The 23,043-nt window shown below is 68.8% G+C and carries 29 protein-coding genes and 5 pseudogenes; 16 read left to right on the top strand and 18 right to left on the bottom strand.

Annotated features, from left to right (window positions below; translation table 11 throughout):
• The first annotated feature begins 99 nt into the window (after positions 1-99).
• Complete coding sequence (locus tag ACFVXC_RS21750; RefSeq protein ID WP_389907490.1) at positions 100-678, top strand: TetR/AcrR family transcriptional regulator; 579 nt, start codon at positions 100-102, stop codon at positions 676-678.
• A 208-nt stretch (positions 679-886) separates the two neighbouring features.
• Here ACFVXC_RS21750 and ACFVXC_RS21755 read toward each other — a convergent pair whose 3' ends face one another.
• The gene (locus tag ACFVXC_RS21755; protein WP_389907492.1) at positions 887-2,011 is read right to left on the bottom strand and encodes a hypothetical protein; all 1,125 of its coding nucleotides are present in this window, start codon (positions 2,009-2,011) and stop codon (positions 887-889) included.
• A gap of 655 nt (positions 2,012-2,666) precedes the next feature.
• On the opposite strand from ACFVXC_RS21755, the pseudogene ACFVXC_RS21760 reads away from it, so the two are divergent.
• From ACFVXC_RS21760 to ACFVXC_RS21775, 4 genes and pseudogenes are all read left to right on the top strand, one after another.
• Positions 2,667-3,507 (top strand): annotated as a pseudogene (locus ACFVXC_RS21760) (transposase family protein).
• 471 nt (positions 3,508-3,978) lie between these two features.
• Entirely contained in the window at positions 3,979-4,422 is a 444-nt protein-coding gene (locus ACFVXC_RS21765; RefSeq protein ID WP_389907494.1) for a hypothetical protein, read from the top strand.
• Positions 4,407-4,856 carry a hypothetical protein gene (locus tag ACFVXC_RS21770; protein WP_389908047.1) on the top strand — a complete coding sequence of 150 codons (450 nt, stop codon included), beginning with the start codon at positions 4,407-4,409 and terminating at the stop codon, positions 4,854-4,856. Before ACFVXC_RS21765 ends, ACFVXC_RS21770 begins: the two co-directional genes overlap by 16 nt.
• Before the next feature lie 198 nt (positions 4,857-5,054).
• A complete protein-coding gene (locus ACFVXC_RS21775; protein ID WP_389907496.1) occupies positions 5,055-5,246 on the top strand; it encodes a hypothetical protein in 192 nt (63 codons plus the stop codon).
• A 408-nt stretch (positions 5,247-5,654) separates the two neighbouring features.
• On the opposite strand, the gene ACFVXC_RS21780 is transcribed toward ACFVXC_RS21775, so the two are convergent.
• The 4 genes and pseudogenes from ACFVXC_RS21780 to ACFVXC_RS21795 form a co-directional block, all read right to left on the bottom strand.
• Positions 5,655-6,032 (bottom strand): hypothetical protein, encoded by a 378-nt coding sequence (locus ACFVXC_RS21780; protein WP_389907498.1) that lies wholly within the window; start codon positions 6,030-6,032, stop codon positions 5,655-5,657.
• A complete protein-coding gene (locus ACFVXC_RS21785) occupies positions 6,029-6,538 on the bottom strand; it encodes a hypothetical protein (protein ID WP_389907500.1) in 510 nt (169 codons plus the stop codon). Before ACFVXC_RS21785 ends, ACFVXC_RS21780 begins: the two co-directional genes overlap by 4 nt.
• A gap of 5 nt (positions 6,539-6,543) precedes the next feature.
• Positions 6,544-7,002 carry an XF1762 family protein gene (locus tag ACFVXC_RS21790; RefSeq protein ID WP_389907502.1) on the bottom strand — a complete coding sequence of 153 codons (459 nt, stop codon included), beginning with the start codon at positions 7,000-7,002 and terminating at the stop codon, positions 6,544-6,546.
• Positions 6,999-7,429 (bottom strand): annotated as a pseudogene (locus tag ACFVXC_RS21795) (TraM recognition domain-containing protein); the annotation flags it as partial. The gene ACFVXC_RS21790 and the pseudogene ACFVXC_RS21795, both read right to left, overlap by 4 nt.
• A 45-nt stretch (positions 7,430-7,474) precedes the next feature.
• Between ACFVXC_RS21795 and ACFVXC_RS21800 the strand changes: the two are divergent.
• Together ACFVXC_RS21800 and ACFVXC_RS21805 are read left to right on the top strand one after the other, a co-directional pair.
• Positions 7,475-7,672: pseudogene (locus ACFVXC_RS21800) on the top strand (pirin family protein); the annotation flags it as partial.
• Complete coding sequence (locus ACFVXC_RS21805; protein WP_389907504.1) at positions 7,669-8,010, top strand: GNAT family N-acetyltransferase; 342 nt, start codon at positions 7,669-7,671, stop codon at positions 8,008-8,010. The pseudogene ACFVXC_RS21800 and the gene ACFVXC_RS21805, both read left to right, overlap by 4 nt.
• Positions 8,011-8,056: 46 nt before the next feature.
• Here the strand turns inward: ACFVXC_RS21805 and ACFVXC_RS21810 are convergent, their stop codons facing one another.
• From ACFVXC_RS21810 to ACFVXC_RS21820, 3 genes are all read right to left on the bottom strand, one after another.
• The gene (locus tag ACFVXC_RS21810; RefSeq protein WP_389907506.1) at positions 8,057-8,737 is read right to left on the bottom strand and encodes an HD domain-containing protein; all 681 of its coding nucleotides are present in this window, start codon (positions 8,735-8,737) and stop codon (positions 8,057-8,059) included.
• A gap of 319 nt (positions 8,738-9,056) precedes the next feature.
• Positions 9,057-9,668 (bottom strand): dihydrofolate reductase family protein, encoded by a 612-nt coding sequence (locus ACFVXC_RS21815; RefSeq protein WP_389907508.1) that lies wholly within the window; start codon positions 9,666-9,668, stop codon positions 9,057-9,059.
• Between the two features lie 73 nt (positions 9,669-9,741).
• Positions 9,742-10,584: a helix-turn-helix domain-containing protein gene (locus ACFVXC_RS21820; protein ID WP_389907509.1), complete on the bottom strand. Its 843-nt coding sequence runs from the start codon at positions 10,582-10,584 to the stop codon at positions 9,742-9,744.
• 98 nt (positions 10,585-10,682) lie between these two features.
• On the opposite strand from ACFVXC_RS21820, the pseudogene ACFVXC_RS21825 reads away from it, so the two are divergent.
• Positions 10,683-10,880 (top strand): annotated as a pseudogene (locus ACFVXC_RS21825) (chlorophyllase); the annotation flags it as partial.
• A 104-nt stretch (positions 10,881-10,984) separates the two neighbouring features.
• Here ACFVXC_RS21825 and ACFVXC_RS21830 read toward each other — a convergent pair.
• Positions 10,985-11,860 (bottom strand): ANTAR domain-containing protein, encoded by an 876-nt coding sequence (locus tag ACFVXC_RS21830; RefSeq protein ID WP_389907511.1) that lies wholly within the window; start codon positions 11,858-11,860, stop codon positions 10,985-10,987.
• 205 nt (positions 11,861-12,065) lie between these two features.
• Between ACFVXC_RS21830 and ACFVXC_RS21835 the strand changes: the two genes are divergently transcribed.
• On the top strand, positions 12,066-12,503 hold the full coding sequence (locus ACFVXC_RS21835; protein ID WP_389907513.1) for a BON domain-containing protein: 438 nt from the start codon (positions 12,066-12,068) through the stop codon (positions 12,501-12,503).
• Between the two features lie 166 nt (positions 12,504-12,669).
• On the opposite strand, the gene ACFVXC_RS21840 is transcribed toward ACFVXC_RS21835, so the two are convergent.
• From ACFVXC_RS21840 to ACFVXC_RS21850, 3 genes and pseudogenes are all read right to left on the bottom strand, one after another.
• Positions 12,670-13,395 (bottom strand): alpha/beta hydrolase, encoded by a 726-nt coding sequence (locus ACFVXC_RS21840; RefSeq protein ID WP_389907515.1) that lies wholly within the window; start codon positions 13,393-13,395, stop codon positions 12,670-12,672.
• A gap of 33 nt (positions 13,396-13,428) precedes the next feature.
• Complete coding sequence (locus tag ACFVXC_RS21845) at positions 13,429-14,007, bottom strand: dihydrofolate reductase family protein (protein ID WP_389907517.1); 579 nt, start codon at positions 14,005-14,007, stop codon at positions 13,429-13,431.
• 81 nt (positions 14,008-14,088) lie between these two features.
• Positions 14,089-14,226: pseudogene (locus ACFVXC_RS21850) on the bottom strand (DUF664 domain-containing protein); the annotation flags it as partial.
• Between the two features lie 80 nt (positions 14,227-14,306).
• On the opposite strand from ACFVXC_RS21850, the gene ACFVXC_RS21855 reads away from it, so the two are divergent.
• A complete protein-coding gene (locus ACFVXC_RS21855; RefSeq protein WP_389907519.1) occupies positions 14,307-14,453 on the top strand; it encodes a hypothetical protein in 147 nt (48 codons plus the stop codon).
• Positions 14,454-14,539: 86 nt separating this feature from the next.
• On the opposite strand, the gene ACFVXC_RS21860 is transcribed toward ACFVXC_RS21855, so the two are convergent.
• The gene (locus ACFVXC_RS21860; RefSeq protein WP_389907521.1) at positions 14,540-14,956 is read right to left on the bottom strand and encodes a VOC family protein; all 417 of its coding nucleotides are present in this window, start codon (positions 14,954-14,956) and stop codon (positions 14,540-14,542) included.
• A gap of 477 nt (positions 14,957-15,433) precedes the next feature.
• On the opposite strand from ACFVXC_RS21860, the gene ACFVXC_RS21865 reads away from it, so the two are divergent.
• Positions 15,434-16,810, top strand: a complete 1,377-nt coding sequence (locus ACFVXC_RS21865) for an FAD-binding oxidoreductase (protein ID WP_389907522.1) — start codon at positions 15,434-15,436, stop codon at positions 16,808-16,810.
• 88 nt (positions 16,811-16,898) lie between these two features.
• The gene (locus tag ACFVXC_RS21870) at positions 16,899-17,918 is read left to right on the top strand and encodes a Gfo/Idh/MocA family protein (RefSeq protein WP_389907524.1); all 1,020 of its coding nucleotides are present in this window, start codon (positions 16,899-16,901) and stop codon (positions 17,916-17,918) included.
• A 62-nt stretch (positions 17,919-17,980) separates the two neighbouring features.
• Here ACFVXC_RS21870 and ACFVXC_RS21875 read toward each other — a convergent pair whose 3' ends face one another.
• On the bottom strand, positions 17,981-18,991 hold the full coding sequence (locus tag ACFVXC_RS21875) for an NADP-dependent oxidoreductase (protein ID WP_389907526.1): 1,011 nt from the start codon (positions 18,989-18,991) through the stop codon (positions 17,981-17,983).
• Between the two features lie 69 nt (positions 18,992-19,060).
• Here ACFVXC_RS21875 and ACFVXC_RS21880 point away from each other — a divergent pair, with 69 nt between their 5' ends.
• On the top strand, positions 19,061-20,047 hold the full coding sequence (locus ACFVXC_RS21880) for a GlxA family transcriptional regulator (protein ID WP_389907528.1): 987 nt from the start codon (positions 19,061-19,063) through the stop codon (positions 20,045-20,047).
• 122 nt (positions 20,048-20,169) lie between these two features.
• Complete coding sequence (locus tag ACFVXC_RS21885; protein WP_389907530.1) at positions 20,170-20,334, top strand: hypothetical protein; 165 nt, start codon at positions 20,170-20,172, stop codon at positions 20,332-20,334.
• A gap of 132 nt (positions 20,335-20,466) precedes the next feature.
• Here the strand turns inward: ACFVXC_RS21885 and ACFVXC_RS21890 are convergent, their stop codons facing one another.
• The 4 genes from ACFVXC_RS21890 to ACFVXC_RS21905 form a co-directional block, all read right to left on the bottom strand.
• Positions 20,467-21,105 carry a disulfide bond formation protein B gene (locus ACFVXC_RS21890; RefSeq protein ID WP_389907531.1) on the bottom strand — a complete coding sequence of 213 codons (639 nt, stop codon included), beginning with the start codon at positions 21,103-21,105 and terminating at the stop codon, positions 20,467-20,469.
• Positions 21,105-21,269, bottom strand: coding sequence for a DUF5993 family protein (locus ACFVXC_RS21895; RefSeq protein ID WP_389907532.1), 165 nt, complete (start codon positions 21,267-21,269; stop codon positions 21,105-21,107). Before ACFVXC_RS21895 ends, ACFVXC_RS21890 begins: the two co-directional genes overlap by 1 nt.
• 179 nt (positions 21,270-21,448) lie before the next feature.
• Positions 21,449-21,796 carry a hemerythrin domain-containing protein gene (locus tag ACFVXC_RS21900; RefSeq protein ID WP_389907533.1) on the bottom strand — a complete coding sequence of 116 codons (348 nt, stop codon included), beginning with the start codon at positions 21,794-21,796 and terminating at the stop codon, positions 21,449-21,451.
• A 40-nt stretch (positions 21,797-21,836) separates the two neighbouring features.
• Positions 21,837-22,229: a molybdopterin-binding protein gene (locus tag ACFVXC_RS21905; protein WP_389907534.1), complete on the bottom strand. Its 393-nt coding sequence runs from the start codon at positions 22,227-22,229 to the stop codon at positions 21,837-21,839.
• Between the two features lie 63 nt (positions 22,230-22,292).
• Here ACFVXC_RS21905 and ACFVXC_RS21910 point away from each other — a divergent pair, with 63 nt between their 5' ends.
• Both ACFVXC_RS21910 and ACFVXC_RS21915 read left to right on the top strand, forming a co-directional pair.
• Entirely contained in the window at positions 22,293-22,460 is a 168-nt protein-coding gene (locus tag ACFVXC_RS21910; RefSeq protein ID WP_389907535.1) for a hypothetical protein, read from the top strand.
• A 157-nt stretch (positions 22,461-22,617) separates the two neighbouring features.
• The gene (locus ACFVXC_RS21915; protein ID WP_389907536.1) at positions 22,618-23,034 is read left to right on the top strand and encodes a molybdopterin-binding protein; all 417 of its coding nucleotides are present in this window, start codon (positions 22,618-22,620) and stop codon (positions 23,032-23,034) included.
• Positions 23,035-23,043: the final 9 nt, after the last annotated feature.

Genomic DNA, 23,043 nt, shown 5'->3' on the forward strand with positions numbered 1-23,043 from the left:
TGGCATTCCCTTCACAGCACTAAAGCGGCGACCTCCGCTTTAGTGTGACCGTAAGCCCCATGCTCGCTAAGGCGCAACTCTCTGCTTTAGGGTGGAGGGGTGAACGCAGGCGCATCGACGAAGCGGCCCGGCGGCCGTAGCACCCGCGTGCGTGCCGCCGTGCACAGCGCCGCGGTCGCGCTGGTGGGTGAGCGCGGCGCCGACCAGGTAACCCTCCCCGCTGTGGCTGAGCGCGCGGGGGTCAACTCCAGCACTCTCTACCGGCGTTGGGGGACGGTCGCCGCGCTCCTGGCCGACGTCGCCAAGCACCGCGGCGACGCCGGCGCGCCCCCGCTCGTCGGTGACCTGCGCACCGACCTGGAGAATCAGGCGGTCTGGACGCTGGCGGAGCTCTCCCGGCCCGGTGGCATCGCGTTCTTCCGCGCCGAGGTCGCGCCCGACGTCGACGAGCGGCACGACGGACTGCGTGAATGCCTGCGCAGGGTCAGCGAGCGCTTCCGCCCCGTCCTCGACGCGGCGCGCGAGCGCGGCGACGCGCCCCCATCCATGGAGCGGGTTTTGGATCGGATCGTTGCGCCGCTCTACTTCCGGGTGGTCTTCTCGATCCCCGGTACGGATGAGGCGTACGTCCGCGGCCTTGTCGCGGAGCTGCTCGGGAAGCTCCAACGCGCGTCGTGAACTTCGCTCGGCTCTTCACTCCAGCGGAACCCGCCCGGAGCCGCACACATCTCGGACCCCGGAGGAAGAGGTTACAGAACACCGGCAGGACAGCCCGATGACCCCATGCCGTTTCAGAACCTCTCGTCATCCGCCTGAGCCGGGCGGAACCGGCAGAGCACACCACGGAGACGGGACCGGTAAGCCGGCCCAAGGTTAAAACTCAAGCTCAGGGCAGCGACCACCAGTTGACCCACAGGTCGGAGTCATCGGTGATGACGAACGCGTAGGGCCGCTGTGTGGCGTTCGGATTGTCCTGCATGGTGAGGGCCTCGCCGGGGCGCTCGATGACGCGTCCGGGTGGGGTGTTCTGGGCGGCCCAGTGCCACGCCTTGCCGTCCCACCAGTTGACGTACAGCTTCGAGTCGTCGGCGATGACGAAGGCATAGGGACGGGTGAAGGCGTTCGGGTCGTCCTTCATCGTGACCACGCCGACGGCGTCGAGGATGAGCCGCCCGCTGGGCGCGCCTTGGTCGCTCCAGTTCCACTTGGAGCCGTCCCACCAGTTGACGTACAGCTTGGAGTCGTAGCCCTGGACGAAGGCATAGGGCCGTTCCGCTGCGTTCGGGTCGTTCTGGGCGCTGATGACGCCCGCGCCCTTCTTGACCGGCTGCCCGGCGGGTGCGCCCTGGTCGCTCCAGTTCCACTTGGAGCCGTCCCACCAGTTGACCCAGACGTTGGAGTCGTCGGTGATGACGAAGGCGTAGGGGCGAGTGAAGGAGCTGGGGTCGTTCTTCATCGTGGTGACGCCGATGGGCCGGGAGATGGTGTGGTTGGGCGGGGCGCCTTGGTCGCTCCAGTTCCACTTGGAGCCGTCCCACCAGTTGACCCACAGGCGGAAGTCGTCGGTGATGACGAAGGCGTACGGGCGCTGTGCCGCGCTCGGATTGTCCCGGGCCGAGATGACGCCGACGCCCTCACGGATCAGGCGCCCGGCGGGTGCGCCCTGGTCGCTCCAGTTCCACTTGGAGCCGTCCCACCAGTTGACGTGCAGCTTCGAGTCGTCGGTGATGACGAAGACGTACGGCCGCTGCTGCGCGTCGGCGTCGTTTTGCATGGTGACGGCGCCGACCTTCTCGATGACCGTGCGCCCGGTCGGCGTGCCCTGGTCGCTCCAGTGCCACGCCTTGCCGTCCCACCAGTTGACGTGCAGACGCGAGTCATAGCCACGCACGAAGACGTACGGCCGCTGCATGGCCTGCGGGTCGTCCTTCATGGTGACGGCGCCCATCGTGGCCCGGACACCGACTGTGGTGGTGGGCTTTTCCTGGTCGTTCCACTTCCATGAACCCATCGCGTTCCCTCTCCGGCCCCGCCCCGGAATCACGGGCAGGGGCATGCTGAAGTGAGACGTGCTCTCGAGGCCCTGGCGCCACAGGAGGCGGGCACCAGGGTGCGGGGACGGGGCCGGCCGGAGTCCCACGACGTACCGTGCGCGCACACTCTGGCACCGTCTGGCCGTCCTGTCATCGCCACAGAAGCGAAGAAAGCGATCCACTGGCCTGTTTCGGACATGTCGGCTGACAGCGCCGTATTACCGGCAGCAGGCTTCATGTGCCGGTCAGCCTGCAATCCGAGGATGGAAGGACGCCGGCGATCAAGTGACGGGGGCGGAGGCCCTGAAGGTCGAATGGCCAAGTATCAACGCGCCTGACCTCCCGCCATTGCTATGGCGCAGGGCGTCGCCCCCGAGTACCTGGACGCTGACCGCATCTCTGGCGTAGCCGTCACGGAAGCGCGGCCAGAACCAACAGAACTGCTCAGTCACAGCTGGGCCACCCCACGCTTGCGTCTGACTCGCACCACAAATCGAACACATGGTGCGCCACGAACATTGAGCCTTTTCCAACCTGCCCAGGGTGACGGGGAGTTGTATGGGCCTGCGGAAGGGCGAAGCTCCTGGTAGACGAATTGTCGACCAAGATCAACCGTCGTTCCAGGAGCTCCGCGTGCTTGTCTACCGGTCGGCCATCGACCTGTCCACCGCGCACCTGCGCCATCTGAGCCGGGTGCTGGCCACGCGGCGCCGGGAGATCGGCAGTCGGTGGCGGCGGCTGAGGCGTAGCCGGAGCGGACGGTGGCGTCCACCACCTCGGGCGCTCGCGATGTTCGGCTGCTCGGTGGTCCTCGTCGCGACTCCCCGGAGCCAGGCCCTGCTCTCCCTGGCCCATCTGCGGTGTGGCGATACGTATGCGCAGCTCGTGGCCGGATTCGGCATCGGGGTCGCCACCGTGTACCGCTACATACGCGAAGCGATCGACGTCCTGGCCGCGCTCGCGCCCACGCTCAACGACGCCATGGTGACGGCCCGTTCGAAGGCATACGTGTTCCTCGACGGCACCGTGCTGCCGATCGACCGGATCGCCGCCGATCGGCCCTACTACTCCGGCAAGAAGCGGCACCACGGCATGAACGTCCAGGTGCTGACCGATCCGTCCGGCCGACTGCTGTGGGCTTCGCCCGCACTGCCCGGCGCGACAACATGACCTGACAGCGGCACGCGACCACGGCATCATCGACGCCCTGACCGACGCCGGCCTCAAGTGCTGGGCCGATTAGGCATATCAGGGCGCGGCCCGCAACGTCCGCGTTCCGTTCAAGGGGCACCGTCTCAAGCGGTGGCAACGACGCCACAACACCACCCACGCCAAGATCCGCCGCGTCGGCGAGCAGGCCATGGCCACGCTCAAGAACTGGCGGCTCCTGCGCAAGCTGCGCTGCAGCACCCATCGCATCACCGCGATCGTCAAGGCCGTGCTCGCTCTTCATCTCACGGCCGCGTCAGGATGAAAACACCTCACCCTATGCCGTTCAGGCAATTGCCTGAACGGTGACGGAACATCGCCTCCGGTCGGGCTCGCGGCCCTGATTGCCCTCGCTGCCACCGCCACGCAGTCGTCTTCAGCACAAACCCGCGTGTAGAAGGCTCCCCGAACCGGCATCCACCGGTCAGGTTCCCGCCCAAGCACCCGCAAGAATCGGCGAACCCGCGCTCTTCCGTCTTCGACCTACTCCAGCTCGGCGACGAGGTACTGGTCAAGCGCCCTATGAGGGGCGGCGGCGGGCGAAATGCCGAGCTCGTGGGTGAAGTACTCGCAGAACCGCTTGGAGTTCCTCGGCGAGAGTTGCTGCGCGGTGGTGAGTGCACCTGTACGGAAAGGGCCGACACGCCCTCGATCAGGTGGTTATTCGGTTCTTGCTCATGGTCACTCGTTCTGACTGGCAACTCTGATGTGACCAGCGTCTAGTCCAGGAGAAACGTTGAGAAGAAGTATCGCCGCCGCCGCTGCTCTTGTCGCTCTCGGCTTTGCCGCCGTCCCGTCCGCCGCGGACTCGCGAGAGCTCTGGAACACCCACGAGAAGTGTGTGCAGAAGGACTGGGACGGTCGTCGCATCCCCACGCGTACCGGCAACTCGGACCTGGGTTGGATCCATCTCTCCAGACCGCACAACATCACGTCGTGCAGGCTCATCAATGTCGCCCTCGACGGCAGACCTGACAAGAAGTCCGATCAGCAGCGCAACCTCGAGTATTGGGGCTCGGCCCTTCATAATGGGCGCCAGGTCGACTTCGTGGTCAAAGTGCGCTACGCCAAGAAGACCGACGACGGCCGCTACACCGCCCCCGGCGCGAAGGGGAAGATCGGTGTGATCACCGCCTACTGCAGAGGGGTGCAGAAGTGCCCGTCATGGGTCAACCGCTAGCAGCTGTCTCCCCAGACTCGCTGTTCCGTACGCAGTGCGCCGTCGCGGATGCGCTGTGGCACTACACCACCACCCCGGTCGCCAAGCCGTACTACGTGCGCGGGTGCATCCCCGACCTGGACGAGCCCCGGGTGACAGTTGCGCTGTGGACCGGTCCCGCTGCGCGCGAGAAGAAGAACCTCTTCCTATCCATCCCGCTGGTGTCCGACGGTGTGCCCCTCTCGGCGACGCACGTCACCTTGGGGCTGCTGCGGCTGGGCCGGGGAACGCATATGTTCGGCTTCACCGGCCACCGGTTCGACGGCAAGCGCGTCCTAAACGGCAGCGCGCTGGTCAAGGGGGTCGCGGCGGGCCCACCCTTTGGCGAGAGCAGTGAACGTCAGGGGCCCAGGGGCTTCTACTTCGAGCGGCCCGGACGGTTGACGAAATACTGAGTACTGAGCCGACCCGGAGCCCGTGTCCGCCGTGCGGCGCTGCTTTGCGATGCTCGCCACGGGAAGGACCACCGCGTTGGAGGCCGACGCCCGCTGACAACGGCGATGACCGGTGACACGGTCATCGCTGGCAGGCCCGGTGGGTGGGTGGCGGGAGCGTCACGCCACCCACCGGACACGACCCTAGCCGCGGCCGGCATGGTCCACGGCAACCTCACCCTCCTCCAAGCCACCGCCGTCATCGACCGCTGGGGCGCCACCCACTACGGCACCCTCTCGGGTCTGTCGGCCCCGCCCGCCACCGTCGCGGCAGCGATCGCCCCGTGGGCCGGGGCCAGCCTGGCCCAGACGCTTGGCGGATACCGCACTTGTTCGTCGCGCTATCCGTAGCCCCGTGCGCCCCCGCGATGCTGGCGACCTCGGATCGGCGGGCACAGCTCGACCGAATCTGGCAACCCACCGGGCGGCGCCGCAGTTGGCGCGAGACGATAGGTCGGTGCTGTCCCGGGGTCGGGGGCTGACTCATGACTCGAGTGACCAAAGTGTCTGACTGTCACGCTGTCGACTCCTGGCCAGGGATGGTGCGTTGTCGGTGCCGGACCGGCGGAGCGTGTCCCCATAGGGGCCTGCCGGTTTTCGCGGCTTCCTCACGATCCTGACCGCTCGACGCAGTCCGGTACCGGCAACGCGATATGCCATATGCCAGCGGACCGGGAGAGGAGCAGACAGCTTCAGACTGAACACGGCCAGCACGCTGATTATGTCGAATGCGTCGCGGCACACCTTCCCCTTGCTGCCCTACAGAACCGCGGATCGGCCGCTGAGCCGGATACGTGCGTTCTGCTGCAGTGCCCCGCAGTTAGGGAGCCGTGGAGTGTACCGAGGTGCCTTCCACCTGCTCAGACGCCGATGGGTAAGACCCCGCGTATAGGGGTCGTCGTGACTCTCGAAGAGCCGTTCGGTGGTGACCGCCTTGATGGCGGCGCGGGTCGCGGAAGCAAGGTGCTCGGCGGAGGCGGCGTGGGCGTCGGGCCCGGACGGCGAACCGGCCCGCAGGAGTCGGTCGAGTGTGTCGTTGTGCTGCACGTACTGGTCTGCGAGCAGCAGCAGCCGTTCAACCGGCGTGGGTGGGGCGGCCACATCGAACAGCAGGTCATCGCTGGACGGTGTAGTCATGCACGGCGCCGGGCGGCCGGGGCACGCAGCGGTGCCGGAACGGGTGTGCTCGCAGCAGCGGGATGCCGCGGTACCTCCAGCGCGGTGCGGGCGGCGACCAGGGCTCGGCCGGCGTCATCGAGGTGGACTCGCAGACGGCTGTGATGGTCGAGCGAGTCGAGTTTTTGCTGGAGCGTGTCCTGCGCTGTGGTGGTGAGGGTGATGAGCGGGGCGAGGGCCTGGGTGTAGTGGGCGATGGCCTGCCCGAGGTGGCCGGCGCTCGCACCGAGGGTCTTGGCGGGCGGTAGGCCGGTGACGTTGTGGGCGAGCTGGTACTCGGCGTCGGCGGCCAGGCTGGCAGTCAGGTGGCACAGCAGGCCGATGTGCCGTGTCGTGTTGAACAGTCCGGTGCCGTCCACGGTGATGTGGTGGTCGCGGATGTCCGCTGTTACGGCGTTCACGGCTTGGCGCGGGGACATGTCGTCGAGGTCGGCGGATTCGTAGGTGTGCAGGTCGTCTCCAGGCATGCGGTTCAAGGGGCTTGCCACAGGAAGCGGGCGACGTGGTCGTTGCCGTGGCCGACGCGGGGGCGGGAGGGGGTGTGCCATCCGGCCCGGGGCGGGCGGCTGGCGATCAGGTGCCAGCCCGCGCCGCGCAGGGACGCGCCGCTCTCGCCGTCCTGGGTGAAGGTGATCAGGCGCCGGTATCCGAGGGCTTTGGCCGCACGCCACGACGCGCCGTACAACAGGGAGTTGGCGTTGCGCGTGCCGTCGCTGGCTGTGCGGGTGACTTCGAGAGTGGCTCCGTCGTCGAGGTGGCGGGCCACGGGCCGGCCGACGATGGCCACGGCCCGCAGCGTGCCCATATCGTCGGCGGCGCCGACGGCGAAGATCTGCCCTGCGGGCGGCGGGTGGTGGCGGTGCCAGGCGCGCACGAAGTCCTTCGCCTGGCGGGAGCGGACCGGCACCAGGTGCAGATGGGCCTCGCTCACACGGCTTTCCCGAAGTCGGACTGTGTCGGCGCGTGCTTGGCCACGGCGCGGGCGGTGATCGCCTTCGACGCGCGGGCGGATGCCGCGGGCAACTCCTGCGCCCCTGGCTCTCGGTACCATGGCCGCAGGTCGAGCATGGCGGCGCGCATGCCGGTGGCGAAGCAGAGCGCGGTGCCCTTGGGCAGGGCGCGGATCGCGTCGGCGGGCAGGATCCGCTCCTGGCGCATGCTGACCGAGGTCGACTTCCCGGACTCCGAGTGCGAGGTGGACGTGGTTTCCACGTCGTGGTCGCCGATCAGGCGGCTGAGCTTGTCGGCGAAGTCGGGGTCGTCGATGCCGGAGCCGATGACCTTGACGGTCGAGGCGGACCACATGGCATCCATGCCCGCGTCCCCCAGACCTTCTGACCCTGCCGGTAGGACTGCAGGTGACCGCCCGAGGACCGAGCTGCCTCTGACCTGCGCAAAGCAGCGAAACACCGGCTATGTGGTGGAACTTCGTCGGCCGCAGGCACCAGGACATCGTCGACGCCAGAGAAGCATGGCAGAGCGCCTCCGACCGGTTCGGCCGAGTCGACGGCTATGACGGAGAGCGCATCCCCGCGCCCGCCCTTCCCAACGCCACCATCGCCCCGCGCTCCAATCCGGCCCGTCCGAAAGGCACACGATGACCCAGCAAGCTCCCGCTCCGACCGTCCGGCGAGTGGACCCCCGGCACCGTTACGAAATCCTGGTCGACGGTACGACCGCGGGCCTCACGGCTTACCGCGACCGTGACGGCCAACGCGTCTTCTTCCACACCGAGGTCGACGACGCCTTCGCAGGGCAGGGCCTGGCCTCGGTCCTCGTACAGCAGGCACTGACCGACGTTCGAGCGTCGGGCCTGCGGATCGTGCCGGTCTGCCCGTACGTGGCCAAGTTCCTGAAGAAGCATGAGGAGTTCGCCGACATCACCGACCCGGTCACTCCCGAGATCCAGCAGTGGCTGAAGACCGTGCTGTCGCGCTGAGCCACCGCCCGCCGGAGTGACGCTCCGGCGGGCGCATCGCTCACCGTCACTCCTCGAAAGGCGCGGCGAGCAGCAGATCCTCCACGGTGGGCACCGGGAAATCGGGGATGTGGCGGCGGCCGACCTCGGCGAAGGGATGCATGAGTACCGACATGGGCTTGGTGCGGCACAGCGCCATCATGTTGGCGAGCGCGTCCTGCTTGAAGCCCTCCCTGGGGAAGGCGGTGAGTATTTCCTCGAGAATGTCGGACGGGATTTCCTGAAGATCGTTCCCGGCGAAATCCAGTCCGGATCCGACGGAGATCATGGCGATCTCCGGCCTCTTCCGATTCGCGATGCCGACATTGGTGTGCAGGGCGATCGCATCCCAGACGACCGCCACTCGATCGGCGGACATGTCCTGTTCCCGCAGGAACCGCTGTGCGGCGTCGGCGCCGTCGACTTCGAAGCGTTCAGTTGGGGTCTGGTACGCCTTGACCAGCCCGAGGTCATGCAGGGCCGCGGCGACGAAGGCGAGTTCGGAGTCGTATTGAACGCCGCGTCGATCGAACAGCAGTGAGCTGAAGACGTACGTCCGCATGACATGGTTGAAGAGCGTCTCGGAGGACACGCTTCGAACGAACGCAGCCGATTTCTGGGACAGTTCGCTGTTGGGGATACGAACTCCGGCCACGGTTGTGGGCAGGGTGATGTCTTCTGCCCTAATGCCGTTGATCTCGTCGAACATGTGAATAGCCTTCTCGTCGGCGGCTGATGCCACGAGCTTATGGATGGCACCGTCGAGCCAACAGCGGCGAAAATGCCGATAAGCCCCGGATTCTCGCCAGCGGGGATTTCACCGCCTGACCGCCCCCGTCCGTCCGGCCGCCCCAGCCCGGCGTGTGGGTGGACGGTGTCGCCGCGGGGAAGACCACCGGCTTCGCCGGGGAGGCGGACGCGGCGGATGCCCCGGAGCTGCGGGACCGCGTCCCCGTCAAACGCATCGCGCTGGTGGCAGCCTGACGCACAAGACCTCCGACCGCCGTGACCTCAGTCGTCAATGATCTCTAGCGGCGTACCTTGAACCTCAGGTGCAGCACCCTGTCGCCCTGGATGACCACGTGCGGATCCTCCAGCAGATGCTGCCCGTCGATGCCGCCGAAGTAGCGTCGGCCCGATCCGAACACCACCGGGACCACGTCCATCGCTACCTCGTCCACGAGACCGGCCGCGAGGATTTGGGCGCCCGCGTCGCCGGCGTTCACAGCGACGATCCGGTCCCCGGCGAGTTCCTTGGCCCTGCCGATCGCGGCCGTCGCGCCTTCGACGAAATGGTAGGAAGCCTCGGGGTGCCATCCCTCGGGCTTGGGCCGGTGGGACACCACGACCACGTGATCGCCCGCGGGTGGTCTGCCCTCCCAGCCGTTCACCTGGTCGAAGAGGTTGCGGCCCATCACGATCGTGCCGATCGACTCCCACGTCGACCGGACGTAGTCCGCCGACGCCCGCGAGACCTTGATGCCGCCTCCGGTTCCGGAATGGTCGTACTCCTTGTCCCCGCCTGTAATGATCGGGACGTCCCCGCTGAAGTACCACTCGTGCAGGGGCCCGACCTCGCCCTTTTCGTCGGCGATGAAGCCGTCCACCGACACCACGCTGTGCAGGATCACAGTGCCCACGTGCCCTCCTCGGACTCTCTTTGCGGGTTCGCCGTAATCCTTTCGCACCGAGAGGATCCGGGCATGTAAGAAATCAATCGGCGGGCATCGGGCCGCTGTCCTGCGGGCCTCGCCGCTCGGTGGGAAATCGACGCAGCAGGGCCAGGTACTCCGTCGGGGTGTGGCCGGTGAAGTCCTTGAACTCCCTGCTGAAGTGGGCATGGTCGAAGTAGCCCGCCGTCTGGGCGAGCGCCGACCAGTCGACCGGGCCCAGGGCGTCCACGGACACGATCAGCCGCGCAAAGCGGTAGATCCGCCCCATCCGTTTGGGGGTGACGCCGACATGAGCCTTGAAGAGGTTGGCCAGATGATTGCCACTGACCCGGGCGGCATCGGCCAGCGCACCGACCGGGATCGTGCCGTGCGAGGTCTCCAGGCGCCCGCCTGTGTGCTGGACCAGGCCGAGGCCGCGCGCCGGGGCCTCGGCGAGTCTCGACCGCAGCTCCTCCTCCAGTACCCGCAACGTCTCGGCGGCCGACGCCGCGCCGCCGACCCGGTTTCGGATCCGGTCCGCGGAGCGTGGCCAGACGGCATCCACCGGCGCCCACCGGTCACGCAGCTCGGCCGCCGGCATGCCGATGAACGGCGACATCCCCCAGGGTTTGAAGTGCACCCCGACGAGCCGCACACGCGTGGGGTACTCGAAGGCAAAGCGCCTGGTCCATACGCCCATGAACCACCCGTCCGTGAACACCACCGGTGGCACCGAACGGTCGGAGTCCCACAGCCGGACCGGTCCGTCCAGGTGCAGGAACAGATGGGCCGACGGCATCGGCGGAACGTTCATCAGCCGATGTCGCGGCACCCCGGTCAGACAGTAGATGTCGTCGATGAAACGGTCGAGCGGCGGAGCGGGCACCCGGCCGACGTATTGCATGGTCCCAGTGTGGCCGCCCGAGCGTTCAGTTCGCCAGGGTGGTGTCGCTGGCCCCGCCAAGCGATCGAGCCCGCCGTGCCGCGGCTCACCGGGCGCATGGACCGCGAAGGCATCGCCACCGGCGCGCCGACCCCTGCCACCTGGCTCCCGGTGCCAAGACGCTGCTCAGTCTGTTCGACGCGGAGCACGGACTCGGCGGGATCAGCGGGTACGACGTCGCCGTGCCGACGGACGAGAACCCCGAGCGGGCCGCCGCGCTCGCGCGGCTCGCGTCGGCCTGCCTCCGCACCCGGTTCGGCCTGGGCGCCAATGAGCCATCTCGTGGCCGGCCGACCGGCTCTCCGGCAAGCCGGCCACCTCCAACGGCTGGAAGATGCCGATCCAGCCCTGATCCCCGTCGCTACTGGCGGGAGGCGCGGCCGAGCTGGTGGAGGTCTTCCAGCGCGTCGCGCAGGACGGTGTGCTGGTGCCATTTGATCCAGGTGCCGAGGGCGCGGCCGGTGGTGTGCAGGGCCTGGAGCTGCCTCTGGGTGAAGCCGTTCAGCGGGCGGGCGTGATGGGAGGAGATGACGCCGTGGACGGTGTTCTGGTCGTCGACCAGCGGGACGCTGTGGCAGGCGCGGCTACCGGCCGTGAGGATCACCCGCCGCGTGTCGTCGTCGAAGCCGGCCGACGAGGCCACCTCCTTGACGGTGACCTGGTGACTGGCGGAGGCGGCCCGGGCGCATGAGGTGTTCCCGTCGACGAACGCGAAGTAGTCGGTGAACTGCCGGGAAAGACCGGCGTGTTTCGTCATGCGCAGGACACCGCCCTCGACCAACTGCACGTTTCCCATGTCCGTGCCGGTGACGGACAGGACGCGTCGCAGGGCGGCGCCGAGTACCTCGCCCTGGTTGGCCGCGTCGAGCGTGCCGGACTCGAGCGCGGCCAGGTCGGGTATCGGATGCTGGGCCCGGCCGCTGAACCACCTCTGGGCTCCCGGTGCCGGTCCTGGTGTGCTGGCCACCGCGGCGGCCAGCTGGTGCAGTTTGATGTTGGCCCGCTGGGACGCCTGGCGCAGCAGCGTGAACGCCGCCTCGGCGTTCGCCAGTCGATACCGTTCGACCAGGACACCCTCGGCCAGGGCGATCCGCGTGCGCGCACGCGCCTGGACCTCCAGCTCGGACACCTGCTCGCGCAGCGCGTCGGCGGTGGCCCTCAGCTGTTCCGACTCGTCACCGGGGGAGGGGAACCGCTGGGACGAGGACCGATCGTCGAATGATGGCGCAGATGGCATATTCGCCATGTGTCCCACCGCGGTGACCTTAACCCGGCGTGTTCGCGGTGTGATGACCGTCATGAAGCTCGCGCCCGGTGAGAACCTGTTCGTCAGCTCACGTGACACTTGAGCGAGAGGTGGCGCTTGAGCGGGTAGGCGGGGGGAGAAGGCGAAGGACGAGGACGGCTCCGGGTCACCTCGTGACGCGACACATGGAGGGCACATGGCGAGGTACGAGTTCACGAGGGAAGCGGGCCATCAACTCGAGGTCCCCCTGGCGAGCGAGCCGGGCAAGGCGGCGGCCCAGCTCAAGGGGCGTCTTGAGGGCATGGGCCTGACACACGATCATTTCCGGGTCAGCGTCGAGGGATTCAGGGTCGTCGTCGCCGGAGACGCCGTCCTGCAGGAGCAGAAGGAGAAGATCCTGCTCGCTCTGGGGAACGTCGCGGGCATCGCGGAGGTGGAGGACCGGGTGGCGGCCGGGCAGGAAGGGCTTCTTCCGCGTTTCGTCACCGTCCAGGAAGGCGACACACTCAGCGACGTGGCCCTGAGGGCCTACAACGACCCCACCGCGGGCAAGCGGATCCTGAACGCGAACCAGCCCGTCCTGACCGACGAGAACGCGCTGTATCCCGGTCTGGTCCTACGTGCCCCGGAGTAGGACCGGACCGGGCTGCGGCTGTCCCCGGCTGCCCGGCGTCAGGACCCTGCCGTCCCGAATCCCTCACTCGGGCCGCCGATGGGCAGCCTGGCAAGCAGCGCACGTCGACTGGCCCTGACGTGCTCGCGCATCACTTGCCCGACGCTGTCGCCGTCCTGCGAGGAAGTCATGCCGGCTTTCCAGTGAGGGCGCCCGCCACCACGCGGGCCGTCTCTCGCCCGAGGTCCGACACGGAGGGCTCGGTCGACGGCAGACACCGCCCCGCGCCGGGATCGTAGACACAGCCCAGTACCCCGGCGTGGTCCGTGGCGGGCTCGGACAGTTCGGAGTCCCAGCCGTGTGAGAGCAGGGCTTCGTGCAGTTCACGCGAGGAATCGCCGGGCACGATCGTGTCCGCGGTGCCGTGCACGAGCCGTACGGGCACCGGTGCCGCCGCCGGGCCGATCGCGTGGAGGGGAACGGTGCCCGTGGTGCGTGCCGGGAAGCGGTAGCCGCCCGCGATGCCGATCACCGCGGTCGGCCTCCAGCCCTCGAAGAGCTCCGGCTGGAGGGCTGCGACCATCGCTGCGCCTGCCCCCGCCGACCACCCGGCGAGGATCAACTGCCCGTCTTCGCCGCTGAGGTCCCGGACGTAGTCGCGCCCGAACCGCAAGGAGTCGGTGAGATGCGCCCGGCCCTCGTCGGCCTGGTCCGAACGCCAGTCGGGGACAAGGACGGTGAGGCCCAACCGGGCGATCTCTTGAGCGAGCGGCGCCATCACGTCCCGCTCGTCGGGCCCCATGCCGTGCCACAGCAGCACACACCGACCGTCCTGCTGCTCCGAGGCGTAGATATCGACGAGTTTGCTGTCGCTGCCGGTGGCGTACCGCGCCGTCCGGGTCGTGATCCTCAAGTCTGTTCTCCAGTTCACGCGGGGTGAGTCGGCTCAGACATGCAGGGTAGGCCGGTAGACGAGTTCTTGGATGTGGCCGTCGAGCGTCCGGCGCTCGATCAGCTCGAGGTCGAAGTCGGCCGCACCCTGGAAGATCGGGTCGAGGCCTGTCCGCCCGGTGATCACAGGGAAGAGCGTGACCTGGACGCGGTCGACCAGACCGGCGGCCATCAGTGCCCGGTTCATCGACAGGCTGCCGTGCGAGCGCAACGGCACCTCGGACTCCTTCTTGAGCAGAGCGACTACGTCGACGGCATCGCCGTTCGCGATGTTCGCGTCCGGCCAGTCCAGGGCCCCTTCCAGCGTGGTCGACACTACTGTCGCGGGCAGGCTCCTCATCCGTGTGACCCATGGGTCGAGCACCTCGAACTCCTTGGTGCCCGAGGCCAGCATCCGCGCGAACGCCCGATAGGTGTTGGCCCCGAAGACCATCCGCTGCTCCTCGCCGTAGAGGGCGAGGCGGTGGTCGAGGAGCTCGGGGCCCTGCTTGCCCCAGTAGCCGGTCCAGTCGCCGCCGGCGGCGCCGAAGCCGTCGAGGCTGGAGAAGACGTCGAAGGTGTAGGTGGCGGTCATGGTGCTCTCCTCGAGTGCGGTTGACGGTGTGCTGTCGTGAATAGAGACCGGCGAACACGGCGAGACTCATCGCACCCGCTGTCAGCGGCCGGTGGAGCCGTCGATCTGTTCGCGGATGATGTCCGCGGGGCCCGCGTGCCGGCCGGTCTCCTCGATCATGTGCACCAGGGCCCAGCGCATCGACGGTGCCGGACCCCGGCGCGGGGGTCGCGGGGGCCTTGTCCCCGATCGAGTTCCGCAGGCAGTCGAGGAAGCCCCGCAGGGTGGCCTTCTCGTCGGCACCGCTCGACGGAGGGCCGGTGTCCCGCACCCGAGCGCGGGGTCGCTCCGCTTCGGCCGCTCGTTGGACGAGCGGGATCGGCGGCGCCGACAGCCAACCGGCGGAGCTGCTCGCCCTGTTCGGCGCGCAGGGCGAGCACGCGCACCTGGGACCGTCCGGGCAGTGACGGGCTCGGTCGCTGCCACCGCGCGGGCCGACGATCCCCCTCGGGAGCGCGACAGCGTCCCTTGTGGGTTCGACCACCGAGGGCGGCTAGGGGAGGGGTGCCTGACCGGTGGGCGGCCGGTTGCTGCCGCTGGGCGCACGGCTCAGGTCGACCACACAGAAGAGGTTGCCGTCCGGGTCGGCGAGAACGACGAAGTCGGGGTCCGGGGGATACAGGTCCCATTCGACGGCTCGTGCACCCAGTGCGACCAGCCGCCGGACCTCGGTGTGTTGTTCCTCCGTGGTGTCGGTGAACAGGTCCAGGTGGAGCCGCGGCCGGGGCTCCACCCGCGACGTGCTGTGCTGCAGGCCGAGGGCCCGGCCGGAGCCGTCGGCGTGGTCGAGCGTTCGCCAGGCCTCGCTCTTCCACTCCTCGGTGGCGACCAGGTCCAGCGCTTGCGTCCAGAAGGCGACCGCGCGCGGCATGTCGCTTACGCCGATGACGGGAACTCCGAGTCTGAGCATGTGCGGGAGCCTAGGCCCCCGCCAGGCCAGTCGGCGCGCCAAGCCGTGCAGACGCGGCGCGAGTTGGATGCCCAGGGCCCGGTCCGCACCGCGCCAGACCTCGCCGAGCAGGTCGTAGGCCCGGTTGAGGCGTTGACAGCGTGTGTTGGGGCGGGTTTTGCCCTCCGTGATGAGCGCGAGGCGCAGTGAGTCGATCTCGTCGGGCGATGGGGCCTCGGACAGCAGCCGCAGCCAGCCGTTCTCGGTCGTGTGCGCCCCTCATGATGCAATGGGGCCCAGGAGCTCACTGTGGACGATCTCTCCGTGGCAGGGGCCGGAGAGATGGTGATTGCCTCCGTACGGATCGCCGCGCCCACATGTTTCGATCGACATCAGCAGCACCGCGCCGACCTGGCGGTACTGCGCCGAGGGGACGGATACAGGTATGCATGCCACCGGAACGCCCGCCCCGGGGCGGGCCCACCGAGAGGACACACGATGAGCGCCACGGTCGTTCGAGCGATCCTCGAGCACATCCCGGCCGACCGGGTACTCACCGACCCGGACAGCGTCGAGGCCTTCCGCGGTGACCAAGCTGCATGGGCGCCCAGCGGCCGCCCCGCGGCCGTCGTCCGCGCGAGGTGCACCCAAGACGTCGCCGACACGGTGCGCGCCTGTATCCGTCACCGCACCCCGGTCGTCGCCCGCGGAGCGGGCACCGGCCTTTCCGGGGGCGCCAACTCGGGCGAGGGACACGTGGTCGTGGCGCTCGACGGTATGGACGAGATCGTCGAGGTGAACCCTCTGGAGCGTCTCGCGGTCGTGCAGCCCGGGGTCGTCAACGACCATCTGCGGGCGGCGGTGGCCGAGCACGGGCTCTGGTATCCGCCCGACCCGGCGAGCTCACCCTGGTCGACCATCGGCGGCAACGTGGCCACCAACGCAGGCGGGGTCTGCTGCGTCAAGTACGGCGTCACCGGTGACTACGTCCTCGCCCTGGAGATGGTCAACGGACTCGGTGAAATAGTGCGGCTCGGCAGGCGCACCGCGAAAGGCGTCGCGGGCTACGACCTGACGGGACTCGTCGTCGGCTCGGAAGGGACGCTCGGCATCGTCACGGAGGTGACCGTCCGCCTGCGGCCCATGCCGCCGGCCTCGGTCACGGTCGCAGGCCACTTCGGCTCCGTCGTCGACGCCGGAGCCGCCGTACGCGCCGTGGCCGACGCGGGGCTGACCCCGTCGGCGCTGGAGCTGATCGACCGGCACTGCCTGCGTGCCGTCGACGCCTGGAAGAACATGGGCCTCTCGCTCGACGCCGATGTGGTGCTCCTCGGCCGGATCGACGAGCCGGGCGAGACCGGCGAGACCCAGGCCGAGCGCATGGTCGATTGTTTCCGCGGGGCCGGTGCCTCCTGGGCCGAGCGGTCCACGGACGAGCACGAGGCCGACGCCCTGTTCGCGGCCCGGCGGCTCGCCTATCCCGCCCTCGAACGTCTGGGTCCGGTCCTGACCGAGGATATCTGTGTGCCCAAGGAGCACATCCCGGAGATGCTCGGCCGCATCGAGAAGACCGCTTCCCGGCACGACATCCTCATCGCCAACATCGCGCACGCGGGCGACGGCAACCTGCACCCGCTGCTGATCACCCAGCCCGGCGACGACGCCGCACGCACCAGGGCCCAGGCGGCCTTCGCCGAGATCATCGCCGACGCCATCGCGCTGGGCGGCACGGTCTCCGGCGAGCACGGGGTGGGCCTGCTCAAACGCCCGGGCCTCGCCGCGGAGATCACGCCGGAGGCCATGGCCATGCAGCGCGCCGTGAAGCAGGCTCTGGACCCGCACGGCGTGCTGAACCCCGGCAAGGTGCTGTCCTGAGCGTTGACGGTGCGGTGGAATGAGGGTTCTCTCTCGCTGCGGATGAGGTGCGGGGGAGTCCTGCACCAGGAGGGGAGAGATCACACTCATGCCAAGTGAGCGAGGACTCGGTGTGGCCGTCGTCGGCACCGGGAAGATGGGCGCCGACCATGTACGCCGTCTCCATGACGTCATCAGCGGAGCGCGGGTGACAGCCGTCGTCGACATCGAGGCGGACCGGGCGAAGTCCCTCGCCGCCACGATCGACGGGTGCACGGCCTACACCGAAACGGCGTCCGCCCTCGCGTCGCAAGAGGTGGATGCCGTACTCATCGCCTCGCCCGGTCCCGCGCACGAGTCGGCCCTGATCGAAGTCCTCGGCCGAGACCTGCCGGTGCTGTGCGAGAAGCCGATGACTCCGGACACGGCGTCCGCCCTGCGGATCCTGGAGGCGGAGCAGCGGCTCGGGCGTCGGCGCATCCAAGTGGGCTTCATGCGGCGCTACGACGCCGAGTACGTCAAGCTCAAAAGGCTCATCGAGAGCGGTGGGCTGGGCGCGGCCCTGATGCTGCACCAACGGCATCGCAACCTGGCGATGCCGCCGGCCTTCACCGACGAGATGCTCATCACCAGTTCGGTCTCCCACGAGGTGGACGCGACGCGCTGGCTGCTCGATCAGGAGATCACGGCTGTCACCGTGCACAGACCGACGGCGTCGTCGCTCGCCCCGACCGGCATGAACGACCCGCAGTTCGTCCTCTTCGAGACCACGTCGGGGGCGCTCGTCGACGTGGAGATCTTCGGGCACTGCGGTTACGGCTACCAGGTGCAGGCCGAGGCGGTCTGCGAGCGTGGCACCGTACGCATCGGGGACGAACAAGGGCTCCGGATCAGTGCCGACGGCCGCTGGGGAGGCGACGTCCCCCCGGACTACGTCGAGCGTTTCGAGGACGCCTACGACCGCGAGGTGCAGGCCTGGGTGGATGCCACCCGCAGGGGTGAGATCACCGGACCGAGCGCCTGGGACGGCTACGCGGCGGCGGCCGTGTGCGAGGCGGGCGTGGTGTCCCAACGGGAAGGCGGGCGCACCGAGGTCGAGATGGTCGAGCGACCCGCGTTCTACGCGTAGGGCGCATGGGGTGGGGGAAGCGGGCGCCACCCGCTTCCCCCACCCCATGCGCTCTGCCGTCCCTACGGGCGGACCGTGAGCACCAGCTTCCCCGTGACGCGCCCCGTCTCGCCCTCCGCGTGCGCCTTGGCGGCCTCGGCGAGCGCGTACGTGCCCGAGACGTGGACCCGGAGTTGTCCGGACTCCACGAGCTCCGCGATTGCGGCCATGCCCGCCTGGTCGTGCTCCACCAGCATGTCGGTGGCCCGAACGTTCAACTCGGCCGCGCGCGCGGTCACTTCATCGAAGTCGCCCGGCAGGATCGACACCAGGATGCCGCCAGGACGCAGCACCTCCAGGGAACGCAGCCGGTCGTCGCCGCCCAGCGGGTCGAGGACCACGTCGATGTCGCCGGCCTCCCGCACGAAGTCGGCGGTGCGGTAGTCGATGACCTCGTCAGCGCCGAGTCCGCGTACGAAGTCGTGCTTGGCGGCGGAGGCCGTGCCGATGACGTACGCTCCGCGCGCCTTGGCGATCTGCACCGCGACATGGCCCACGCCACCGGCCGCCGCGTGCACCAGCACCCGCTGACCGGCCTCGACCTCGGCGTTGTCGACGAGGGCCTGCCAGGCGGTCAGCGCCACCAGCGGAAGCGCGCCCGCCTCGACGTGGTTCAGCCCGGCGGGCCTGGGCACGAAGGCGCGGGTGGGACCGGTCACGTACTCGGCGTGCGAACCGGCCCCGTAGGGGTAGGGCAGCATCCCGAACACCACGTCGCCCGGCTTGAACAGCGAGACGCCGATACCGACCGCCTCGACGACGCCCGACACGTCCCACCCGAGCGTGAACGGCGGCTTGCCGAGGAAGGCGCCGAACCTGCGGTGCTTCCAGTCGGTCGGGTTCACGCCCGCCGCGTGCACGGCGACGAGGATCTGGCCGACGCCGGGCTTCGGGCGCGCGACCTCGACCTCCTCCAGTACGTCGGGGTCGCCCAGGGTGTCCTGGCTGATCGCCTTCATGGTCGGCTCGGTCGGCTCGGTCGGCTCGGTCGGCTCGGTCGGTTCTGCGGGCTGAGAAGCGGTGTCGGTGGTCATGGACCCAGCCTGCGGTAAGGGCCTGACCTCGGCAATGGCAAGATTGCCATTAAGCGATAGGATCGTGCCATGGCCTCGATGGAATTCCTGCCCGGCCGCCCGCACCGCGTGGTCGTCCTCGCGCTCGACGGCGTGTACCCCTTCGAACTCGGCATCCCGAACCGCGTCTTCCCGTTGGTCCCAGAGGCGTACGAGGTGGTGACCTGCTCGGCGACCGACGACCGCACGGTGGCCACCGACGCCGACTTCACCATCACGGTCGGGCATGGCCCCGAGGCGCTGGAGAGCGCGGACACGGTGGTCCTGCCGCCTTACGACCTGCGACACGTCACCGCCGATCTTTCGGAGCCGGTGCGCGCCGCGCTCGCCCGGATCAGACCCGGCACGCGACTCGTCTCCATCTGCACGGGGGCCTTCACGCTCGCCGCCGCCGGTCTGCTGGACGGGCGGCCCGCGACGACGCACTGGGCGCTCGCGGACCACTTCCGGCGGATGTTTCCGCACGTCCCCCTGGACCCCGGCGTGCTGTTCGTCGACGACGGTGACGTGCTGACCTCCGCGGGCGCCGCCTCCGGGGTCGACGTGTGCCTGCACGTGGTGCGCTCCGACCACGGCAGCGCGGTCGCCAACCGGGTCGCCCGGCACTGTGTCGTGCCGCCGTGGCGGGAGGGTGGCCAGGCCCAGTACATCGAGCAGCCGATCCCGGACGAGGGTGTCACCGGCACCGCCGCCACCCGCGCCTGGGCCCTGGAGCGCCTAGACCGGCCGCTCGCCCTGCGGGAGTTGGCCGCGCACGCCCGGATGAGCCCACGTACCTTCGCGCGCCGCTTCCAGGAGGAGACGGGTGTGAGCCCCGGCCGGTGGCTGATCCAGCAGCGGGTGCACCGGGCGCGGCATCTGCTGGAGTCCAGTGATCTGTCGGTCGACCGGGTCGCGGCGGAGGTCGGATTCGCCACCGGGACGTCACTGCGGCAGCACTTGCAGGCGGCTATCGGGGTGTCGCCGCAGATGTATCGGAGGACGTTCCAGGCGGGGGCGGCGGTCGGCGGTACCTAGGGGTCACTGTCGAGGGTCGGGAGGGGTCCGGCAGTACATGTATCGGCCAGCTTTCCCGAGTGGGGGTGCACTGGAATGGTTACCGCACGCAAAGGTGCGTGCACAAAGAGTAAGGATCGATCATGGGTAACCGTCAGTCCCCCCAGGACAAGAGCCGCGCCCGCCGCGAGCAGGAGCGCAACAAGCAGAAGCCCCAGCGGCCGGACGAGCAGGCGGACGTCGAGAGGGGCGAGCGGAACCAGCGCCCCGAGCCCGGTGCCAAGCCGGCCGGTGACATGGACTTCTAGGCCTGACGGGCCTGACGGCGGCGCCTCACCACCTCTGACGGGGCGGTGGGGCGCCGCAGTCGTTCCCAGCGACGTACGAGACGCATGAAAGAAGACGCACGCATGAAGCGGAGCGGGCCAAGGGCCGTTCGCTCAGTCCATGATTCCGACGTCGTGGAAGAACCGGTAGCGGTCCGGGTCGTCGGGCAGGAACCAGTGGAAGCCCTCCAGGAGGAAGACGGCGATCAGGTTCACCGCGACCACCAGGGCGATGAAGCCGAGGACGATCCTGCCCGCAGCCCCGTACACCCCCGATGTGGGCACCGTGGTGTCGGCCGTCGCGTGGGCGAAGGCCATCACGATGCCGATCGCCACCACCGAGGCCATGAAGAGAATCCAGGCCCACACATACATGTGCAGGCCGAGCACCGGCGCCCCGTAGCCCTCGTCACCCGGCAGGATGTGCAGCATGGTCTGCCGCCAGGAGGCGAACGCTCCGCACATCACCGCGACCAGGGCAAGACCCCAGCCCATCATGTAGTCGCGGCCCGTGACCGTGCCGGTCATGCCCTGGCGCACGATGTACGCCGCCCCGATCGCGGCCAGCAGCATGAACATGCGCTGCACCATGCACAGCGGGCAGGGATAGTCCCAGTCGATGAACTGCACGCCGAGCCCGCCGCAGACCACACCGGTCCAGCCCACGGCGAAGAGACAGGCGAACCAGTACTGGACCCTGCCGAGCGCGGGGGAGCGCTCGCTACCCGGAAGCGGGGCCGTCAGCGTGCTCATCAGTAGCTCAGCCCCAGCTTGAGGCTGCTGGTGATGTGGTGGGCGAGAAGGAGGATCGTGAGTACGAGCATGATCCACCAGCCGCCGAGAAGCACGGCCCATGACCGTTGCCGCAGGAGCGCGTACACAGTGGCCAGGAGGCCGCCGAAGATGAGGGTGTCCATGGCCGCGGAAGCTATCCGGCGCGATGGCCTCACAGCGGCAGGGCGGTCGGGACGCGCCACCGATTCCACGGGAAGGGACCAACTCGGGTGATCTCATGGGAAGGGACCACCGCGGGTGGCCCACCCGCGCCCCTGTGTCGCTCAGGCCGTCGCTCAGGCCGGGTGCGCCGCTGTATCGCTCAGGCCGGGTGCGCCGCGCGCCGGGTCGCCATCGCCCGGTTCCACTCGTCGCCGTCGAGTGCGGTGGGCCAGGCCGGAAGGAGGCCGTCCTCCTCCTTGGCGATGTGCCGATGCGGCTCGTCGACGTCTTCGACCAGGGCGCGTACGTCTCCAGGGTCCGACAGATCGAGAGCGGGCAACAGGGCGGCGAGTTCGCGGTGTTCGCTCGCCACGTCCGCGATGTAGTCCGCGTACTCGGGATCTCCGTGCGTCACCGAGAGCAGACCGCTCTCCTCGCCCCGCTCCAGGGCCCGGACGAGGGCGTGTGAGGGGCAGGCGGGTGAGTCCGGGTGCGCCCACGGGGACACGGTCGCGCGGGCGCCCGTGTCCCCGCTGGTGCGAGCGGAGTCAGGTCCGGTCGATATGTACGTTGGTCGACTTCACACGGGCGGTGGCCTCCATGCCGACTTCAAGGCCCAGTTCCTCCACGGCCTCCCGGGTCAGGAGCGAGACGAGCCGGTGCGGTCCCGCCTGGATCTCGACCTGGGCCGCGATGTCGCCGAGCTTCACGGCGGTCACGATGCCGGGGAAGGCGTTGCGGACGGAGGTGTAGGAACTGTCGTCCTCGCCGTCGTTCTTGGCGAGCTCGACCGAGAAGGCGGCCAGATCCCGCCCGTCGATAAGTCGACGTCCGCCTTCATCGCGATGGGTGGCCACGCGCCCGGCGTCGGCCCACCGCCGCGCGGTGTCCGGACTCACGCCGAGGAGGCGGGCCGCCTGGCCGATTGTGTAACGCTGCATACGCACAAGAGTAGAGGCGTTTTCCTTGCATATGCAAGGCTATTCAGCCACTTTGCTTCGCAGATGCCAGGATTGATAGTGGAGGAAATCCTCGCGGCGGGGCGCGGCATCGCTGTCGGAGCCTATCGAACGACCGCTCAACTCCCCGGCCGCTGGGGCGCGCGGCCGGTGCGGTCGTCGAACGGTGGCGGCCCCGCCGCCGCCAAGGCGAAGGTCCCGAACAACTCGTGACATTCGGGTCCGTCCGATCTGCCAGGTGTTCCGGGCCGACGGCCTTGCGGATGCGACGCCCTTCGCCGCAGGTCCGTTTCGGGGCATTAACGTGTGAATCGCCGCAGGCGCACAGCCTGACGAATCAGCACCAAATCTCCCTGTGAGGCATTTCTTCATGAGCCTGAGCATCCGCAATCAGATCGCCGGAACCGTCACCGCCGTCACCTCGGGCGAGGTCATGGCGACCGTCAAGGTCCGTCTCGACGGCGGTCAGGACGTCACCGCCGCGATCACCCTTGAGGCCGTCAAGGAGCTCGGTCTCGCTGAGGGCTCCGCGGTCAAGGCCCTCGTGAAGTCCACCGAGGTCTCGCTGGCGACGGGTCCGGTCGCGGGCCTGTCCATCCGTAACCAGATCCCCGGCACCATCACCGAGGTCGCCACCGGTGGTGCCATGGCTGCCGTGAAGGTCTCCGTTCAGGGCGGCGAACTGACCGCTGCCATCACCAAGGACGCCGTCGCCGACCTGAAGCTGGCCTCCGGCTCCTCCGTCGTCGCCCTGATCAAGTCGACCGAGATCTCCCTCGCTGTCTGATTCCGGTTC

Source organism: Streptomyces sp. NPDC058257 (assembly GCF_042881845.1).
Lineage (GTDB): Bacteria > Actinomycetota > Actinomycetes > Streptomycetales > Streptomycetaceae > Streptomyces.

Excerpts from the sequence above, each read along its gene's own strand:
- ACFVXC_RS21755 (WP_389907492.1), bottom strand. The coding sequence starts at position 2,011 with ATGGGTTCATGGAAGTGGAACGACCAGGAAAAGCCCACCACCACAGTC.
- ACFVXC_RS21770 (WP_389908047.1), top strand. The coding sequence starts at position 4,407 with ATGGGTCAACCGCTAGCAGCTGTCTCCCCAGACTCGCTGTTCCGTACG.
- ACFVXC_RS21775 (WP_389907496.1), top strand. The coding sequence starts at position 5,055 with ATGGTCCACGGCAACCTCACCCTCCTCCAAGCCACCGCCGTCATCGAC.
- ACFVXC_RS21780 (WP_389907498.1), bottom strand. The coding sequence starts at position 6,032 with ATGACTACACCGTCCAGCGATGACCTGCTGTTCGATGTGGCCGCCCCA.
- ACFVXC_RS21785 (WP_389907500.1), bottom strand. The coding sequence starts at position 6,538 with ATGCCTGGAGACGACCTGCACACCTACGAATCCGCCGACCTCGACGAC.
- ACFVXC_RS21805 (WP_389907504.1), top strand. The coding sequence starts at position 7,669 with ATGACCCAGCAAGCTCCCGCTCCGACCGTCCGGCGAGTGGACCCCCGG.
- ACFVXC_RS21810 (WP_389907506.1), bottom strand. The coding sequence starts at position 8,737 with ATGTTCGACGAGATCAACGGCATTAGGGCAGAAGACATCACCCTGCCC.
- ACFVXC_RS21820 (WP_389907509.1), bottom strand. The coding sequence starts at position 10,584 with ATGCAATACGTCGGCCGGGTGCCCGCTCCGCCGCTCGACCGTTTCATC.
- ACFVXC_RS21830 (WP_389907511.1), bottom strand. The coding sequence starts at position 11,860 with ATGCCATCTGCGCCATCATTCGACGATCGGTCCTCGTCCCAGCGGTTC.
- ACFVXC_RS21835 (WP_389907513.1), top strand. The coding sequence starts at position 12,066 with ATGGCGAGGTACGAGTTCACGAGGGAAGCGGGCCATCAACTCGAGGTC.
- ACFVXC_RS21845 (WP_389907517.1), bottom strand. The coding sequence starts at position 14,007 with ATGACCGCCACCTACACCTTCGACGTCTTCTCCAGCCTCGACGGCTTC.
- ACFVXC_RS21860 (WP_389907521.1), bottom strand. The coding sequence starts at position 14,956 with ATGCTCAGACTCGGAGTTCCCGTCATCGGCGTAAGCGACATGCCGCGC.
- ACFVXC_RS21865 (WP_389907522.1), top strand. The coding sequence starts at position 15,434 with ATGAGCGCCACGGTCGTTCGAGCGATCCTCGAGCACATCCCGGCCGAC.
- ACFVXC_RS21870 (WP_389907524.1), top strand. The coding sequence starts at position 16,899 with ATGCCAAGTGAGCGAGGACTCGGTGTGGCCGTCGTCGGCACCGGGAAG.
- ACFVXC_RS21875 (WP_389907526.1), bottom strand. The coding sequence starts at position 18,991 with ATGACCACCGACACCGCTTCTCAGCCCGCAGAACCGACCGAGCCGACC.
- ACFVXC_RS21880 (WP_389907528.1), top strand. The coding sequence starts at position 19,061 with ATGGCCTCGATGGAATTCCTGCCCGGCCGCCCGCACCGCGTGGTCGTC.
- ACFVXC_RS21885 (WP_389907530.1), top strand. The coding sequence starts at position 20,170 with ATGGGTAACCGTCAGTCCCCCCAGGACAAGAGCCGCGCCCGCCGCGAG.
- ACFVXC_RS21890 (WP_389907531.1), bottom strand. The coding sequence starts at position 21,105 with ATGAGCACGCTGACGGCCCCGCTTCCGGGTAGCGAGCGCTCCCCCGCG.
- ACFVXC_RS21895 (WP_389907532.1), bottom strand. The coding sequence starts at position 21,269 with ATGGACACCCTCATCTTCGGCGGCCTCCTGGCCACTGTGTACGCGCTC.
- ACFVXC_RS21905 (WP_389907534.1), bottom strand. The coding sequence starts at position 22,229 with ATGCAGCGTTACACAATCGGCCAGGCGGCCCGCCTCCTCGGCGTGAGT.
- ACFVXC_RS21910 (WP_389907535.1), top strand. The coding sequence starts at position 22,293 with ATGCCAGGATTGATAGTGGAGGAAATCCTCGCGGCGGGGCGCGGCATC.
- ACFVXC_RS21915 (WP_389907536.1), top strand. The coding sequence starts at position 22,618 with ATGAGCCTGAGCATCCGCAATCAGATCGCCGGAACCGTCACCGCCGTC.